At 70.6% G+C, this 16,111-nt stretch carries 12 protein-coding genes; 3 read left to right on the forward strand and 9 right to left on the reverse strand.

Annotated elements, in window-relative coordinates:
- Positions 1-19 precede the first annotated feature (19 nt).
- Complete coding sequence (locus tag OG734_RS11595) at positions 20-229, reverse strand: AzlD domain-containing protein (RefSeq protein ID WP_330287416.1); 210 nt, start codon at positions 227-229, stop codon at positions 20-22.
- A gap of 335 nt (positions 230-564) precedes the next feature.
- Between OG734_RS11595 and OG734_RS11600 the strand changes: the two genes are divergently transcribed.
- The 3 genes from OG734_RS11600 (at position 565) to OG734_RS11610 (ending at position 7,142) form a co-directional block, all read left to right on the forward strand.
- Complete coding sequence (locus OG734_RS11600; RefSeq protein ID WP_330287417.1) at positions 565-5,391, forward strand: ATP-dependent helicase; 4,827 nt, start codon at positions 565-567, stop codon at positions 5,389-5,391.
- 40 nt (positions 5,392-5,431) lie between these two features.
- Positions 5,432-6,271 carry an Fpg/Nei family DNA glycosylase gene (locus OG734_RS11605; protein ID WP_330287418.1) on the forward strand — a complete coding sequence of 280 codons (840 nt, stop codon included), beginning with the start codon at positions 5,432-5,434 and terminating at the stop codon, positions 6,269-6,271.
- Positions 6,272-6,377: 106 nt separating this feature from the next.
- Positions 6,378-7,142: an SDR family NAD(P)-dependent oxidoreductase gene (locus OG734_RS11610; RefSeq protein WP_330287419.1), complete on the forward strand. Its 765-nt coding sequence runs from the start codon at positions 6,378-6,380 to the stop codon at positions 7,140-7,142.
- Here OG734_RS11610 and OG734_RS11615 read toward each other — a convergent pair.
- The 8 genes from OG734_RS11615 to OG734_RS11650 all read right to left on the reverse strand — a co-directional run bounded on the left by OG734_RS11615 (position 7,090) and on the right by OG734_RS11650 (position 15,856).
- Complete coding sequence (locus OG734_RS11615) at positions 7,090-7,368, reverse strand: hypothetical protein (RefSeq protein WP_330287420.1); 279 nt, start codon at positions 7,366-7,368, stop codon at positions 7,090-7,092. The genes OG734_RS11610 and OG734_RS11615 overlap by 53 nt on opposite strands.
- Before the next feature lie 275 nt (positions 7,369-7,643).
- Positions 7,644-8,018 carry a helix-turn-helix domain-containing protein gene (locus tag OG734_RS11620; protein WP_164318274.1) on the reverse strand — a complete coding sequence of 125 codons (375 nt, stop codon included), beginning with the start codon at positions 8,016-8,018 and terminating at the stop codon, positions 7,644-7,646.
- Between the two features lie 109 nt (positions 8,019-8,127).
- A complete protein-coding gene (locus tag OG734_RS11625; protein ID WP_330287421.1) occupies positions 8,128-8,673 on the reverse strand; it encodes a CinA family protein in 546 nt (181 codons plus the stop codon).
- Positions 8,670-9,509, reverse strand: coding sequence for a CDP-diacylglycerol--glycerol-3-phosphate 3-phosphatidyltransferase (gene pgsA / locus OG734_RS11630; protein ID WP_330287422.1), 840 nt, complete (start codon positions 9,507-9,509; stop codon positions 8,670-8,672). The genes OG734_RS11625 and pgsA overlap by 4 nt, the downstream gene beginning before the upstream one ends.
- Positions 9,506-11,059 (reverse strand): 30S ribosomal protein S12 methylthiotransferase RimO, encoded by a 1,554-nt coding sequence (rimO, locus tag OG734_RS11635; RefSeq protein WP_330287423.1) that lies wholly within the window; start codon positions 11,057-11,059, stop codon positions 9,506-9,508. The genes pgsA and rimO overlap by 4 nt, the downstream gene beginning before the upstream one ends.
- Positions 11,060-11,157: 98 nt before the next feature.
- A complete protein-coding gene (locus OG734_RS11640; protein WP_330287424.1) occupies positions 11,158-12,012 on the reverse strand; it encodes a helix-turn-helix domain-containing protein in 855 nt (284 codons plus the stop codon).
- A gap of 270 nt (positions 12,013-12,282) precedes the next feature.
- Positions 12,283-15,009, reverse strand: a complete 2,727-nt coding sequence (locus OG734_RS11645) for a DNA translocase FtsK (protein ID WP_330287425.1) — start codon at positions 15,007-15,009, stop codon at positions 12,283-12,285.
- A gap of 160 nt (positions 15,010-15,169) precedes the next feature.
- Positions 15,170-15,856 (reverse strand): response regulator, encoded by a 687-nt coding sequence (locus tag OG734_RS11650; RefSeq protein WP_330287426.1) that lies wholly within the window; start codon positions 15,854-15,856, stop codon positions 15,170-15,172.
- Positions 15,857-16,111: the final 255 nt, after the last annotated feature.

A 16,111-nucleotide genomic window follows, 5' to 3' on the forward strand; every position in this document is an offset into this window, starting at 1 on the left:
AACGCGGGTACGGCGGCACTCAGCCCGTCATCGCCCGGACCCCCGCCGTAACCACCACGGTCGCCGCGACGACGAGCAGGAAGGGAGCACGCAGTACCAGCGCCACGGCGGCTGCAGCGAGCCCTGCAGCCTTCGCGTCCAGGACGAGCACCCGTCCGTCGGCGAAGGCCTGCTGGGCCGTGAGAGCGGCGAGGAGGGCGACTGGCAGGGTCTCGAGCCACACGTTCAACGGTCCACACCCCTCCCGTCCTTCGCCCCGCGAAGGCCCTGTGCGTACAGAACCCGGCGCCGCGAGCGCAGCCACCAGAACAGGCACACCGGGCGGCAGTACAGGCAGCAGCCCGCTATGGGCGCTGCACCGCGTGGGCCGTGCCCCAGAGGCAGTAGATGGCACGGCTGCCGCGGTGAGCGGATTTGCCGTCGGCCGCGAGCGCCCACGAGCGCGAACTGTAAGGCCGAACGCGTGCCCACCGGCGCAGGCCCATCCACGACCCCACCACCCCACCGCCGGAGGCAAACGCGCAGGTCAGCCCAATTGTCAGTGCCGAGGTGCAGGATGGACGCATGGTCAGCTCCGCACACCGAGCCCTCGACGGCTTCTCCCCCGCGACCCGCGGCTGGTTCACGGGGGCCTTCTCCGCGCCCACCGCGGCCCAGGCGGGCGCGTGGCGGGCCATCGGTGAGGGCTCGGACGTGCTGGTGGTCGCCCCGACCGGTTCGGGCAAGACCCTGGCGGCGTTTCTTGCCGCACTCGATCAGCTCACCTCGACACCCCCGCCGGCCGACCCCCACAAACGCTGCCGCGTGCTCTACGTGTCACCGCTCAAGGCCCTCGCGGTCGATGTGGAACGCAACCTGCGCAGCCCGCTCACGGGCATCCGCCAGGAATCCGTACGCCTGGGCCTGCCCGAGCCCGAGGTCAAGGTGGGCATCCGCTCCGGCGACACCCCGCCCGCCGAGCGCCGCGCCCTGGCCACCCGCCCGCCGGACATCCTGATCACCACCCCCGAGTCGCTGTTCCTGATGCTCACGTCGGCCACGCGCGACGCTCTGACGGGCGTGGAGACGGTGATCCTGGACGAGGTGCACGCGGTCGCGGGCACCAAGCGCGGCGCGCATCTCGCGCTCTCCCTGGAGCGGCTGGACGGGCTGCTGCCGAGGCCCGCCCGGCGCATCGGCCTGTCCGCGACCGTCCGTCCGGTCGACGAGATCGCGCGTTACCTCTCACCCCACCGCAAGGTGGAGATCGTCCAGCCCACGTCCGACAAGGTGTTCGACCTCTCGGTCGTCGTCCCGGTAGAGGACTTGGGCGAACTGGGCGGCTCCCCGGTGGCCGACGCGAACGAGGGGGCCGAACGGCCGTCCATCTGGCCGCACGTCGAGGAGCGGATCGCCGATCTCGTCCAGGCGCACCGCTCGACGATCGTGTTCGCCAACTCCCGCCGCCTCGCGGAGCGCCTGTGCAACCGGCTAAACGAGATCGCCTACGAGCGGTCCACCGGCGAGCCCCTCGCCGAACACCATGCTCCCGCCGAGCTGATGGGCGGCTCGGGCGCGGCCCAGGGCGCACCTCCAGTCATCGCCCGGGCCCACCACGGCTCGGTCTCCAAGGAACAGCGCGCTCTCGTCGAGGAGGACCTCAAGGCGGGCCGACTACCTGCCGTGGTGGCCACCTCCAGCCTCGAACTGGGCATCGACATGGGCGCAGTGGACCTGGTCATCCAGGTCGAGTCACCCCCGTCCGTGGCCTCCGGGCTGCAGCGCGTGGGTCGCGCCGGGCACCAGGTGGGCGCGGTCTCCACGGGCGTCGTCTTCCCCAAGTACCGGGGCGACCTCGTCCAGGCGGCCGTGGTCACCGAGCGCATGCGCACCGGTTCCATCGAGTCCCTGCGGGTCCCCGCCAACCCCCTGGACGTCCTCGCCCAGCAGCTCGTCGCGATGGTCGCGCTGGACATCTGGCAGGTCGATGATCTGCTGGCCACTGTCCGCCGCGCGGCGCCCTTCGCCTCCCTCCCGGAGTCGGCGTTCACGGCGGTCCTGGACATGCTCGCGGGCCGCTATCCGTCCGACGCGTTCGCTGAGTTGCGCCCGCGCGTGGTGTGGGACCGCGTCGCCGGCACCGTGACCGGCCGCCCGGGCGCGCAGCGGCTCGCCGTCACGTCCGGGGGCACGATTCCCGACCGCGGGCTCTTCGGGGTCTTCCTCGCCGGCGCCGACCCCAAGAAGGGCGGCGGCCGGGTCGGCGAGCTGGACGAGGAGATGGTCTACGAGTCCCGCGTGGGGGACGTTTTCACGCTCGGTACGAGCTCCTGGCGTATCGAGGACATCACCCGCGACCGCGTCCTGGTGTCCCCGGCTCCCGGGGTCCCCGGCCGCCTCCCTTTCTGGAAGGGCGACCAGCTGGGCCGCCCGCTCGAACTGGGCCGCGCCGTGGGCGCGTTCCTGCGGGAGGTCGGTTCCCTGCCCGAGGAGGACGCCCGCCTTCGGCTCCTCGCCGCCGGGCTCGACACCTGGGCCGCCGGCAACGTCCTCTCCTACCTGGCCGAACAGCGCGAGGCCTGCGGCCACATCCCGGACGACCGGACCATCGTCGTGGAGCAGTTCCGCGACGAACTCGGCGACTGGCGGGTAGTCGTCCACTCCCCCTTCGGTGCCCAGGTCCACGCACCGTGGGCGCTCGCGCTGGGCGCCCGCCTCTCCGAGCGGTACGGCATGGACGCCCAGGTCATGCACGCCGACGACGGCATCGTGCTGCGCCTCCCGGACGCCGATCTGATGAGCCTGGACCTGCTCGACCAGGATCCGGTGAAGACCGGCATGGAGTACGACGCCGAGAAGGCCCCCGTAGGCGCCGCGGACGTGGCCTTCGACAAGGGCGAGGTCAACCAGATCGTCACCGACCAGGTGGGCGGCTCGGCCCTGTTCGCGGCCCGCTTCCGCGAGTGCGCCGCGCGCGCCCTGCTGCTCCCGCGCCGCAGTCCCGGCAAGCGCACCCCCCTTTGGCAGCAGCGCCAGCGGGCCTCCCAACTGCTCCAGGTGGCAAGCGAGTTCGGTTCCTTCCCGATCGTTCTCGAAGCGGTCCGCGAGTGCCTCCAGGACGTCTTCGACGTACCCGGGCTCGTGGAGTTGATGGGCGACATCGAGTCCCGCAAGGTGCGCCTGGTCGAGGTCACCACCCCCGAGCCCTCCCCCTTCGCCCGCTCCCTCCTCTTCGGGTACGTCGCACAGTTCCTGTACGAGGGCGACTCACCGCTCGCCGAGCGGCGCGCCGCCGCCCTGTCGCTGGACTCGCGGCTGCTGGCCGAGTTGCTGGGCCAGGCGGAGCTGCGCGAACTGCTCGACGCCGAAGTACTGACCGAACTGGAACGGGAACTCCAGTGGCTCACCGAGGACCGACGCGCGAAGGACGCCGAAAGCGTCGCGGACCTGCTGCGCCTGCTCGGCCCACTCACCGACGTCGAGTTGGCCGAGCGCGGCGCCGATCCGCAGTGGGCCCGAGAGCTGGCCGGCGCCCGCCGCGCGATCCGGGTCCGCATCGGCGGCGCGGACCACTGGGCGGCGATCGAGGACGCGGGCCGCCTGCGCGACGCGCTCGGCACGGCGCTGCCTGTCGGCGTCCCGGAGGCCTTCACCGAGCCGGTCAAGGACCCGCTCGGCGACCTCCTCGCCCGCCACGCCCGCACCCACGGCCCGTTCACCTCGGCCACGGCGGCAGCCCGTTTCGGCCTGGGCGTGGCCGTCACCGAGGGCGCGCTTCAGCGTCTGGCGGCGAACGGCCGCGTCGTACAAGGCGAGTTCCACCCGGCGGGCATCGGCCAGGAATGGTGCGACGCTACGGTCCTGCGCCGCCTCCGGCGCCGCTCCCTGGCCGCCCTGCGGCACGAACTGGAGCCGGCGCCGCCCGCGGCGCTCGCGCAGTTCCTGCCGCAGTGGCAGCACATCGGTAAGGGCCACGGACTGCGCGGCATCGACGGACTGGTGCGCGCGGTCGAACAGTTGCAAGGCGCCTCCGTGCCCGCCTCCGCCCTGGAGAAGCTGGTCCTGCCGTCCCGGGTGGTGAACTACGCCCCGGCGATGCTCGACGAGCTCACGGCAGCCGGGGAGATCGTCTGGGCCGGGGCGGGTGCCCTCCCCGGCAAGGACGGCTGGGTGTCCCTGTACCTGGCGGACGCGGCGCCGCTGCTCCTGCCACCACCCCACCCTCTGGAGCCGACCGCACTCCACCAGTCCGTCCTCGACGCCCTCACCGGGGGTTACGGGCTCTTCTTCCGCCAGATCGCCGACCAGGTCCGCGCCACCACGCACCCGGACGCCACGGATCCCCAACTGGCCGACACCGTCTGGGACCTGGCATGGTCGGGTCGGCTCACGAACGACACACTCACCCCGATGCGCTCCCTCCTCGGCTCCGGCCGTACGGCAGGCTCGACGGCGCACCGGGCGAAACGCGCCGTCCCGCGCGGCCGGTACGGCTCACTGACGGCCGCCGCCCGCCCCGTCTCGCGCAGCGGTCCCCCGACCGTCGCCGGCCGCTGGTCCCTGCTCCCCGAGCAGGAGCCCGACCCCACCGTCCGCGCCCACGCCCTGGCCCGCACCCTGCTCGACCGCCACGGGGTGGTGACCAGAGGAGCCGTTTCGGCGGAGGGTGTCGAGGGTGGCTTCTCAGCCGTGTACCGCATCCTCGCCGCCTTCGAGGACAGCGGTCAGGCCCGTCGCGGCTATGTGGTGGAGGGTCTCGGCGCCGCCCAGTTCGCCATGGACGGCGCTGTGGACCGCCTCCGGGCAACAGCGAACGCCCGAGATCGCGGCGACGCCCGCCCCGCCCCAGCCTTCGACACCGGCTTCCCCGCGGACCACAGCTTCGTAGATGACTTCGGCCTCGACTTCAGCACCGAATCACCCAATGTCCCCACCGCCCCGAACACCCGCGACTCCGCCCACGGCTTCGCCGGAAGCGCCTGGTCCCGCAACTCCCCCGTCTCGTCCACCTCCTCCGGAGCCACCCGTGCCGTCGTCCTCGCCGCCGCCGATCCGGCGAACGCGTACGGTGCCGCGCTCCCCTGGCCTGAATCCCCGACCGGCGCCGGCCACAAGCCGGGCCGCAAGGCCGGTTCGCTGGTGGTACTGGTGGACGGAGAGCTGACGCTCTACATGGAGCGCGGCGGCAAAACATTGCTGGCCTGGCCCTCCGAACCGGACGGCCGACCCACCGAAGACCCCCGGCTGCGCACAGCGGCGGAAGCTCTCGCGGCAGCAGCCAGTGCAGGTTCCCTCGGCACGGTCACGGTGGAGCGGGTCAACGGCGCCTCGGCCCTGACCTCGCCCTTCGGCGCCCTCCTGGAAGGAGCGGGCTTCATCGCGACCCCCCGCGGCCTGCGCCTGCGACCCTGAGCGAAGGCCTCTTCCCACCCCGACATGCCACCCTGGACCCATGCCCGAAGGTGACACGGTCTGGCAGGCCGCGAGGCGACTGCATGACGCGCTCGCCGGCAAAGTGCTGACCCGTTCCGACCTCCGTGTGCCCAAGTACGCCACGGCCGACCTCACCGGCCGCGCCGTCCTTGAGGTCACCCCACGCGGCAAGCACCTCCTCACCCGCATCGAGGGCGGCCTGACCCTCCACTCCCATCTGCGGATGGACGGTTCCTGGAAGGTGTACGAGAACGGCCAACGCTGGAGCGGTGGCCCGTCGCACCAGATCCGGGCGATCCTCGGCACCACTGACCGCACCGCCGTCGGCTACCGCCTCCCCGTACTCGAACTTCTCCGAACGCCCGACGAGCACCGGGCCGTCAGCCACCTCGGCCCCGACCTCCTGGGCCCGGACTGGGACCCCGACCAGGCTCTCGCCAACCTCTTCTCGGACCCCGCCCGTTCTCTCGGCGAAGCGCTGCTCGACCAGCGCAATCTCGCCGGCATCGGCAACGTCTACAAGAGCGAGCTGTGCTTCCTCCTGGGCGCCACCCCGTGGCTCCCCTTCGGCGACCTGCCCGCCGACCGCGCCGCGAAGCTGCCCGCGCTCGCGAAGAAACTCCTCGAAGCCAACCGGGACCGCCCGGTCCGCAGCACGACAGGACTGCGCGGCCAGGACCTGTTCGTGTACGGCCGCGCACCCCGTCCCTGTCTGCGCTGCAACACCCCGGTCCGCGTCGCCGACCAGGGCGACGGCTCCCGCGAACGCCCCACCTACTGGTGCCCGACCTGCCAAGTGGGCCCTGCCCCCGCCCCCGGCGCGGCCAGAACACGGCGGAAGTCACCCCCGTACAACTGACACCGCATTTGCGCACGCCACGCGACGGGAACCACGCCCGTGCCCCTCAGAACCGAACCACGCACGACAATTGACGATCCGTCAGAATCCCTCGTACCGTCCCAACATGCCCGTACAGGCGTACGACCTCACCGGACGCACCGCATTCGTCACCGGGGCCGCCAGCGGCATCGGACGTGCATCCGCAGTACTGCTCGCCGAAGCCGGAGCCGTCGTGCACTGCGCCGACCGGGACGCGCCGGGGCTGCACGAGACGGCGACGCTGATCAAGGGTATGGGCGGCACCGCCCGTACCCACCACCTGGACGTCACCGACCGGACCCAGGTCCGGCGGGCCGTGGCCGCGTGCGAGCGGCTGGACGTCATGGCGGCGGTCGCCGGGATCATGCACAGCAGCCCCGTACTGGAGACCCGCGACGAGGATCTCGACCGGATCCTGGGCGTGAACTTCAAGGGCGTGCTGTACGCCTGCCAGGAGGCGGCCCGCCTGATGATCTCCCACAACACCAGGGGCAGCATCATCACCATGGCCTCGGGCGCCGTCGACACGGGCAGCCCCGGCCTGCTCTGCTACGGCGTGGCGAAGGCAGCGGTCGTCCAGCTGACCAAGACTCTGGCCGCCGAGATCGGGCGCCACGGCATCCGCGTCAACGCCGTCGCGCCGGGCTGGATCCGTACGCCGATGACCGACCGCCACGACGGCGAGGCGCAGGCGCACACCGAGGCGCTGATGGCCCGGATGGCCCCACTCGGCCGGGTCGGCGAACCGGAGGAGGTCGCCCACGCGGTGCTGCACCTGGCGTCCGACGCGTCGGCGTTCACGACGGGCCAGATCCTCCGCCCGAACGGCGGCGTAGCGATGCCCTGGTAGTACCGGCACCGACACCCCCGCCGCCCAGCCTCCGCACCGCCCCTGTGACCCCCGCGCGAGCCTTCGGCACACAGTGCACCGGCAACAGGCTCAGCCCCCACCCCCCGGCCGCGACCGCCCCCTCCAGCACCCCCGCACGGGGCACCAGCGCGAGCCGCAGAACAGCCCACCACCAAACGGCCCCAAGCCCCAGCAGCGCCCCCCTGCGCACTATCCGCACCGCCATGGCTCACCTCCAGCCCCACGCTAGAACGCCACGCTCACCCGCAAACAGGGCGCATCACGGGCACAGAGGCGCACCGCCTTCTCAGAGACGGCCGCCCGGGACACCCGCACGCGCCGCCTCCTCCCCCACCATGACCGCCTCACGACCCACCGGCAAACGGACCCGGGAAGCGACCCACAAGAGGGCGCCCAACGCGAAAGCCCCGGCCGCGCTCCTCCGGGTCTCCCCGGAGAAGCCCCGGCCGGGGCTCTCACACACTCACTACTCGTGCACCCTCAGGCGGCGACGACATCCACCGCCTCGGCGGGCGCCTTGATGGTCACCCGTTCCGGTGGCACACCGGCCACCGATACGGAACCCAGCCTCGGACGCACCGGCGTGGGTACAGGTTCGTTGGCCGCAGCAGACTGGGCCAGCTCGGCGAGGGCGAGGTCATCGCTCACTTCCCGCATGAGCTCGGACATCCGTACGTCCAGCGCGTCGCAGATCGCGGACAGCAGCTCGGAGGATGCCTCCTTCTGCCCCCGCTCCACCTCGGAGAGATAGCCGAGTGAGACTCGGGCGGACGAGGAGACTTCGCGCAGAGTACGGCCCTGGCGCTGGCGCTGCCGACGCAGCACGTCACCCAGCAGGCGACGGAGCAGAATCATCGGTGGCTCCCTCCTCGGACCGTGTAGCCGCATCCTTCACGCCCCACCGTACCGCCTTGCGCCGCGGCCGTGCGGGGAGCGATGTCGTGTTCACTCAGGGCTGCAAACATCAGGTCCCCCCGTTCTGTTCCGTATCCTGTGCCCGCTCGTTCCCGGTCTGTTCGCCCGCGATCTCCTCCAGGAGGAGTGCGAGTACGCTCCGTACACTCTCCATACGAATTTCCGCCCGGGAGCCGTTCAACCGCAGGGCCGCCACTTTTCCGCCACCTTCGGCGCCGGAGTCCGCTCCGAAAGGGCCGTCCACGGCCACGAAAACCGTCCCGACAGGCTGTCCGTCCTGCGGTTCCGGGCCGGCGACACCGGTCGTCGCGATGCCCCAGTCGGCGCCGAGAATCCTGCGGGCTCCGGCCGCCATCTGGGCCGCGACCTGCGGATCCACCGCTCCTCGGGTGGCCAGCAGAGTGGCGTCGACGCCAAGCACCTGATGCTTCAGTTCGGTCGCGTAGGCCGTCACCGCACCCCGGAACGCTTTGGAGGCTCCGGGCACCGATGTGATCTCCGCCGCAACCAGACCGCCCGTGAGGGACTCCGCAACAGCGAGCGTCTCACCCCTCACTGTCAGTAGTCTCACCACGTCGACGGCCGTGGAACTCACCGTTCCGCCTCCACCGACGCGGCCTCGCGCTCGGCGATTCCCTGGTTGCGCAGCACAATGGCCTGTCTTACATAGTCGAACCCGGTCACCACGGTCAGTACGACCGCAGCGGCCATCACCCAGAACCTCAGGGTCGCCAGCGGACCCGTCAGCGCCAACACGTACATCCCGACGGCCACGCCCTGCGTAAGCGTCTTCAGCTTGCCGCCACGGCTCGCGGGGATCACGCCGTAGCGGATCACGACGAAGCGCAACAGGGTGATCCCGAGCTCACGCCCGAGGATCACACCGGTCACCCACCACGGCAGATCGCCGAGCGCGGAGAGGCAGATCAGCGCCGCCCCCATGATCGCCTTGTCGGCGATGGGATCGGCGATCTTCCCGAAGTCGGTGACGAGGTCGTACGTACGCGCGAGGTGGCCGTCGAAGATGTCGGTGATCATGGCGACGGCGAAAGCTGCCCAGGCGAGCGACCGCCACGCCGGGTCGTATCCGCCGTCCGCCAGCATCAGGGCCACGAAACCCGGCACAAGCAGCAGGCGGATCATCGTAAGAATGTTCGCGATGTTCCAGAGGCTGGCCTGATTGACGGCCGCGGCCCCCAACTTCCCGCCACGCACCGCCTTCGCACCCCCCTGATCACCAGAATCCAGAGAGTCGACATGGGCCCCGGAGATGCCGGATTCCGCAGCGGAGCCGGAGGAGCCAGGGGCTGCCGAGGAGTCGACCGCCCCGGTGGCACCCATCGCGCCCGGCACACCCACCGCACCCGGCACGCTCTTGGCGTTCCGCGCGCTGGAGGAGCCGCCCGCTGCGGATGCCGGGACTCCGGTCATCTGGCCGCCTCCTCTGACGCCGAACACGCGAGCGAGCCCGGGAGCAGCTCGGCCACCAGGTCGACACCTTCCGTACCGACCACTTTCGCCTCGACCATACGGCCGACGCTCAGACCCTCGCCGCCCGCGAAGTCCTCGAAGTTGGTGAACAGCACCTGGCCGTCCGTCTCCGGTGCCTGGTGCGCGCCACGGCCGTACGCGCCCTCCTCGCCGCCCAACGACTCGACCAGGACGTGCACCGTCTCGCCGACACGCTCCTCCGCGCGCTGCGAGACCAGCTCCTCGGCGAGCCGGGAGACCCGGGCGAGCCGCGCCGCGACGACGTCCTCGTCCAGCTTGTTCTCGTACGTCGCCGCTTCCGTGCCGTCCTCGTCGGAGTACCCGAAGACACCGATGGCGTCCAGGCGCGCGTGGGTCAGGAACCGCTCCAGCTCCGCCAGGTCGGCCTCGGTCTCACCAGGGAAGCCCACGATGAAGTTGGACCGCACGCCGGCCTGGGGCGCCTTGCTCCGGATGGTGTCGAGCAGTTCCAGGAAGCGGTCGGTGTCACCGAAGCGCCGCATCGCGCGCAGCACGTCGGGCGCGGAGTGCTGGAAGGAGAGGTCGAAGTAGGGGGCGACCTTCGGGGTCGAAGTCAGCACGTCGATGAGTCCCGGGCGCATCTCGGCCGGCTGAAGGTAGCTCACGCGCACGCGCTCGATGCCGTCGACGTCCGCGAGCTCGGGCAGCAGCGACTCCAGCAGCCGGATGTCGCCCAGGTCCTTGCCGTACGAGGTGTTGTTCTCGGAGACCAGCATGACCTCCTTGACGCCCTGCTCGGCGAGCCACCTGGTCTCGTTCAGTACGTCGCTCGGGCGGCGCGAGATGAAGGAGCCACGGAAGGACGGGATGGCGCAGAAGGTGCAGCGCCGGTCGCAGCCGGAGGCCAGCTTCACCGAGGCGACCGGCGCGCCGTCCAGCCGCCGCCGCAGCGGCGCACGGGGGCCGGAGACCGGAGCGATGCCTTCGGGAAGGTCGGCAGGCGCCTCGACGGGTTCCACCGACCCGACGGCCGCCTCGGCGTCAGTGTCCGTGGCGGCACCGTGCCCCGGAAGAGCGACCCCCGCACCCGCGTTCTGTCGCTCCGCCGGGCTGATCGGCAGCAGCTTGCGCCGGTCGCGCGGGGTGTGCGAGGCGTGGATGCCGCCGTTCAGGATGGTCCGGAGGCGGTCGGAGATGTCGGCGTAGTCGTCGAAGCCGAGCACGCCGTCCGCCTCGGGCAGCGCCTCGGCGAGTTCCTTGCCGTACCGCTCGGCCATGCAGCCCACCGCCACGACGGCCTGGGTTCTGCCGTGCCCCTTGAGGTCGTTGGCCTCCAGGAGGGCGTCGACGGAGTCCTTCTTGGCGGCCTCGACGAAGCCACAGGTGTTGACGACAGCGACGTCCGCGTCCTCGGCGTCCTCCACGAGTTGCCAGCCGTCCGCCTCCAAGCGGCCTGCGAGCTCCTCCGAGTCCACCTCGTTACGGGCGCAGCCAAGGGTGACGAGTGCGACGGTACGGCGTTCAGGCATGGGCTCAAGACTACTTCGTCCCACTGACACCCCACGTCGACGGGGCCAGCCGATCTTGGCCGGCCCCGTCCCCAAGAACCCAAAAACCGCGGTACCGCTCAGCCGACCTCGGGGTCGCCCTTCGTGTACGTGAGCCGTTCCACGGCCCCAGGCTGGAACTCGTCCTCGATCTTCTTGCCGTTCACGTACAGCTGGATGGCGCCCGCGTCGCCCAGGACGAGGTTGATCTCCTCGTTGTCCTGGAAGGTCTGGGACTGCCCCTGCTTGAGCAGGCCGTCGAAGAGCTGTCGGCCGTTGTGGTCCTTGGCGGAGATCCAGCTGCGCCCGTTCGCGGCGCTCACCTGGACGGTCACCTTGTCGCGCGGCGCCGCCGCGATCGCGCTGTCCGACGGGTCCGGCTTCGGGTCGGTGGGCTTGTCCTTCTTGGGCGTGGGCGAGGCCGGCTTGCTGGCCGTGGGCGTGGAGCCCTCGGCCACCTGTGCCCGCGCGCCCTCGTCACCGTCGCCGCCCTTGACCAGCGTGAAGCCGACGAAGCCGATCACGGCGACGATCGCGGCGACCATCGCCGCCGTCCAGTTCGGTCCGCGCCGCTCGGGGCGGATGCGTTCCGCCTCGAACATGGGCGCGGCCGGGGTCGGCGCCGGACGCCCGCCGTGGGCGTCGGCGAACTGCGCGAGCAGCGGCTCGGGGTCGAGGTGGACGGCACGGGCGAGGGTCCGGATGTGCCCGCGCGCGTAGACGTCTCCACCGCAGGGGGCGAAGTCGTCCTGTTCGATCGCGTGCACGATGGCGATTCGGACCCGGGTGGCGGAACTGACGTCGTCGACGGTCAGCCCGGCCGCGATGCGCGCCTGCTGGAGGGCACGACCGATCGAAGGGCGGGCTGCTTCCTCGCGATCGTCGCGGTCTTCTTCGAACGGACGCTCGTCTTGTGGAGAGTTGCCGATGGACACGGGGGCGCCTTTCGAGCGTTTAGCCACCTGTGCTGGAGGTTCAGTTTAGGGGGGTTCGGGAAGGGTGGGGCAACCGGGCGGAGGGACTTTGTACGCCATCAGAATGGCCAGGACACGCTGATGGTCAGGTCATGGAGACGCAAGGATCTGTCGCCTCCCTCAACTTGACGTACGCGGAAGGGAAACGGTTGCTCAATGATCCCTTACGAGTTAGTCACTTTCGACCACCCGGTTGCCGCACACACGAACGCCGACACGCCGGACGGCTCCCTACGCGTCAGTCTCCCCACGAATCACCGCGAGCATCTCGTCCAGCCCGTCAGCCTTCACAAGAACGTCACGCGCCTTGGACCCCTCGCTCGGCCCGACGATGCCCCGGGTCTCCATGAGGTCCATCAGCCGCCCCGCCTTGGCGAAACCGACCCGCAGCTTGCGCTGGAGCATCGACGTGGACCCGAACTGGCTGCTGACGACCAGTTCGGCCGCCGCGCACAGCAGTTCGAGATCGTCACCGATCTCCTCGTCGATCTCCTTCTTCTGCTTGGTGCCCACGGTGACGTCTTCCCGGAAGACGGGCGCCATCTGGTCCTTGCAGTGCTGGACGACGGCCGCGACCTCGTCCTCGGTCACGAAGGCGCCCTGCATACGGGTGGGCTTGTTCTGGCCCATCGGCAGGTACAGCCCGTCGCCCTTGCCGATCAGCTTCTCGGCGCCGGGCTGGTCGAGGATGACCCGCGAGTCGGCCAAGGAGGAGGTGGCGAAGGCGAGCCTCGACGGCACGTTCGCCTTGATCAACCCGGTCACCACATCAACGGACGGCCGCTGCGTGGCGAGGACCAGGTGGATGCCGGCCGCGCGCGCGAGCTGCGTGATGCGCACGATGGCGTCCTCCACGTCCCTGGGGGCCACCATCATCAGGTCGGCCAACTCGTCGACGATCACCAGCAGATACGGGTAGGGCTGGAGTTCGCGCTCACTGCCCTCGGGCAGCTTGACCTTGCCGTTCCTGATGGCCTCGTTGAAGTCGTCGATGTGCCGGAATCCGAACGCGGCCAGATCGTCGTACCGCAGATCCATTTCGCGTACGACCCACTGGAGCGCCTCGGCGGCCCGCTTCGGGTTGGTGATGATGGGCGTGATCAGGTGCGGGATGCCCTCGTACGCGGTCAACTCGACGCGCTTGGGGTCGACGAGGACCATACGGACGTCCTCAGGAGTCGCCCGGACCATGACCGACGTGATCAGACAGTTGATACAGGACGATTTACCCGAACCGGTCGCACCTGCGACGAGCAGGTGGGGCATCTTCGCGAGGTTGGCCATCACATAGCCGCCCTCGACGTCCTTGCCGAGCGCGACCAGCATCGGGTGGTCGTCCTCGGCCGCGTCGGCCAGCCGGAGCACGTCCCCCAGGTTGACCATCTCCCGGTCGGTGTTGGGGATCTCGATGCCGACCGCCGACTTGCCGGGGATCGGGCTGATGATGCGTACGTCGGGGCTGGCGACGGCGTACGCGATGTTCTTGGTGAGGGCGGTGATCCGCTCGACCTTCACCGCGGGGCCCAGTTCGACCTCGTACCGCGTGACCGTCGGGCCGCGGGTGAAGCCGGTGACCGCGGCGTCGACCTTGAACTCCATGAAGACGTTCGTGAGGGAAGCGACCACCGCGTCGTTCGCCGCGCTGCGGGTCTTGCCGGGGCCACCGCGCTCCAGGAGGTCGAGCGAGGGCAGCGAGTAGGTGATGTCCCCGGAGAGCTGGAGCTGTTCGGCGCGCGGCGGGAGGTCGCGCATCTCTTCCGGCGGCGCCTTCGTGAGGTCCGCGACCGCGGCCTTGACCGGTTCCGCCTTGAGCTTCTCCTGCTTGGGGCGTGCCCCCGGGACAGGAGTGCGCGTCGGCGTCGTCTCCTCGCGGTCGCCGGCCGCGGTCACACCTTGGGTGAGATCGGCGACGATCGGCGAGGGCGGCATGCCGTGCAGGACGGCCCCGTCGAGCGCGGCAGCGGCGGCCGCGGCGACGTCCACGGCGTCCATCGGCCGCCCAGGATCGGGCTGGCGTACCGCGGAGCGCCTGGGGCGGCTCCGGCGCTTGGAGAGCGCGTCCTGCTCGGCGCCGTCCGGGTCGTACGCCTCGGGGGCGGACCCGCGCCTGCGGGGGCGCGCGGGGAGCGACTCGCGCCACTGGTCGTCGTAGCGCTCGTCGTCCTCGGAGAGCCCGTCCTCCTCGGGGTCGCGGAGAATGCCGAGCCGGATCCCGAGCTGCCGCAGCCGCTGCGGGATCGCGTTGACGGGCGTCGCGGTGACGACGAGCAGCCCGAAGACGGTTAGCAGCACCAACAGCGGTACGGCGAGGACCTCGCCCATGGTGTACGTCAGCGGGGTCGCCGCTCCCCAGCCGATGAGCCCGCCGGCGTCCCTTATGGCCTGCATGCCGTCGCTGCGCGCGGGGGCACCGCACGCGATGTGGACCTGTCCGAGCACACCGATGACGAGCGCGGACAGCCCGATCACGATCCGGCCGTTGGCGTCGGGCTTCTCGGGGTGCCTGATGAACCGTACGGCGATGACCGCCAGCAGTATCGGCACGAGCAGGTCGAGGCGGCCGAACGCGCCGGTGACCAGCATCTCGACGAGGTCACCGACGGGGCCGCGCAGGTTGGACCAGGTGCCCGCGGCGACGATCAGCGCGAGGGCGAGCAACAGCAGTGCCACGCCGTCCTTCCGGTGTGCCGGGTCGAGGTTCTTCGCGCCCTGTCCTATGCCGCGGAACACGGCACCGACGGCGTGCGCGATGCCGAGCCACAGGGCGCGCACGAGGCGGTAGATGCCCCCGGTGGGACTGGGTGCCGGAGGGGGCGCGACCTTCTTCGCCGCGGCCTTCCTGGCGGGCGCCTTCTTCGCGGGGGCTTTTTTCGCCGCGGCCTTCTTCGCCGGAGCCTTCGCGGGCGCGGCTGCCTTCTTCGCGGGCGGCTTCTTGGCTGCGGAAGGACGTGAGGCCATGTGTGTGAGGTTACCGGTGGAGGCGACAGCGGACACGTGTGCCTACTGCTTCACCCGTTCGTGTCGCCGTTGCGTGAGCACGAAACTGACGCGTGCTCACGCGCAACTACGTTCGATATGCGGGTGAGTTCTGTGCGTTGAGTGACGCCCGGTGCGCGGTTCAGTTCTGCGACGGCACCGAAGGTGCCCCGCTGCCGGTGCCAGGCTCGAGCGCGTCCAGTGCCCGGCGCAGGCCGGTCAGTTTGCGTTCGAGATGGGCGGCCGTGGCTACAGCCGCCGCGTCCGCCGACTCGTCGTCGAGCTGTTTGGACAGCGCCTCGGCCTGTTCCTCGACAGCCGCGAGCCGCGCGGAGAGTTCGGCGAGCAGGCCCGCCGGCTCCTTGGACGTCCCGACTGCCGCCCTGCCGCCACCGCCCTCCAGCTGGAGCCGCAACAGGGCTGCCTGCTCCCGGAGTTGGCAGTTCTTCATGTACAGCTCGACGAATACCGAGACCTTCGCCCGCAGCACCCACGGGTCGAACGGCTTGGAGATGTAGTCCACCGCACCCGCCGCGTACCCCCGGAAGGTGTGGTGCGGACCGTGGTTGATCGCGGTGAGGAAGATGATCGGGATGTCCCGGGTCCGCTCCCTCCGCTTGATGTGCGCGGCCGTCTCGAAGCCGTCCATGCCCGGCATCTGCACGTCCAGCAGAATGACCGCGAAGTCGTCCGTCAGAAGTGCCTTGAGCGCTTCCTCCCCGGACGATGCCCGCACCAGTGTCTGATCCAACGCAGAGAGGATGGCCTCCAGCGCCAGCAGATTCTCCGGCCGGTCATCGACCAGGAGGATCTTGGCCTTCTGCACCATGGCCCGCCCTCCTCGCCCCGGCTTGGGGCCTCCCCTGTCCTCAGGACTTGAGGCAGCACCACCGCGCGCCACCCCAGGGGACGGCTCCCTTACGCCGCCCGTCCTCGTGCCGGTCATGGTAGCCGCACCCTGCCTGTCGCCACACCCTGTCACCGCGATGTCACTGTGCACGTAGCAGAAACGTAGCGGGAGACCAGAAGGTTCCCCGAATCCCGTACTTCTACACGGCTTCCGCCACACTGAGTCAGCAACTCC

This window comes from Streptomyces sp. NBC_00576 (assembly GCF_036345175.1).
Taxonomy (GTDB): domain Bacteria; phylum Actinomycetota; class Actinomycetes; order Streptomycetales; family Streptomycetaceae; genus Streptomyces.